This window comes from Actinoallomurus acaciae (genome assembly GCF_042429965.1).
GTDB classification, from domain to species: Bacteria; Actinomycetota; Actinomycetes; order Streptosporangiales; family Streptosporangiaceae; genus Actinoallomurus; species Actinoallomurus acaciae.
Genome location: NZ_JBHLZP010001086.1, coordinates 1 through 1,141, shown reverse-complemented (window position 1 = coordinate 1,141; position 1,141 = coordinate 1). Strand labels below are relative to the sequence as shown.

The 1,141-nt window shown below is 76.0% G+C and carries 1 protein-coding gene and 1 pseudogene; both read left to right on the top strand.

Annotated features, from left to right (window positions below; genetic code table 11):
• Positions 1–186 (top strand): annotated as a pseudogene (locus ACFFNX_RS50695) (L-seryl-tRNA(Sec) selenium transferase); the annotation flags it as partial.
• A partial coding sequence (gene selB / locus ACFFNX_RS50690; protein ID WP_378213658.1) for a selenocysteine-specific translation elongation factor occupies positions 186–1,141 on the top strand: 956 nt, incomplete at its 3' end. The pseudogene ACFFNX_RS50695 and the gene selB, both read left to right, overlap by 1 nt.

Here is a 1,141-nt window from a genome sequence, read left to right as displayed (position 1 = left end):
CCCGGTGTCGAGCTGCCGAGCGCGGCCGTCAGCCTCCCGGAGGCCTGCGTCGTGCCGCTGCGCCGCGCCGGCATCGTGGGCCGGGTCGAGGACGGCCGGGTGCTGCTGGACCTTCGCACGGTCCCGGCCGAGCTGGATCCCGGCGACCTCGCCGCCCGCGTGCGCGGTGCCCTCGGGGAGCGCTAGTGCACGTCGTCGCGACCGCGGGCCACGTCGACCACGGCAAGTCGACCCTCGTCCGGCTGCTCACCGGGATGGAACCCGACCGCTGGGCGGAGGAGCGCCGCCGCGGCATGACGATCGACCTGGGGTTCGCCTGGACGGCCCCGGAGCAGGGGGATCGGCTGGCGTTCGTGGACGTCCCCGGGCACGAGCGGTTCGTCACGAACATGCTGGCCGGGGTCGGCCCGGTCCCGGCCGTCATGATCGTCGTGGCGGCGGACGAGGGCTGGATGCCGCAGTCCGCCGAGCACCTGGCCGCCATCGACGCGCTGAAGGTCCGGCACGGGCTGCTCGTCGTCACCCGGTCCGACCGCGCCGACCCGGCGAAGGCCCTCGCGCAGGCGCGAGCCGAGATCGCCCGTACGTCCCTGGGCGACGTCGAGGCAGTCACCGTCAGCGGCGCCACCGGCGAGGGGCTGCCGGACTTGCGCGCCGCGCTCGGCCGACTCGTCACCCGCCTGCCCGCGCCCGACCCCGGCGCCTCCGTACGCGTCTGGGTCGACCGCGCGTTCACCATCAAGGGCAGCGGCACGGTCGTCACCGGCACCCTGCCCGCCGGCACCGTGCGCACCGGCGGCGAACTGCTCCTCGACGGCCGCCCGGTCCGCATACGCGGGCTGCAGGCGCTCAAGGAGAACGTCGCCGAGGTCTCCGCCGTCGCCCGCGTCGCGATCAACCTGCGCGGCGTCGAGCGCGACGAGGTCTTTCGCGGCATGGCGCTGCACACCGGCGAGTGGACCGCCACCGGCCTCATCGACGTCCGGGTGGAGGAGGCCACCCGGCTTCCGCGCGAGCCGGTCCTGCACATCGGCTCGGCCGCCGTGCCGGTACGCCTGCGCCCGCTCGGCGACGACGCGGCGCGTCTCACGCTCACCCGGCCCCTGCCGCTGCACGTCGGCGACCGGCTGCTGCTGCGCGA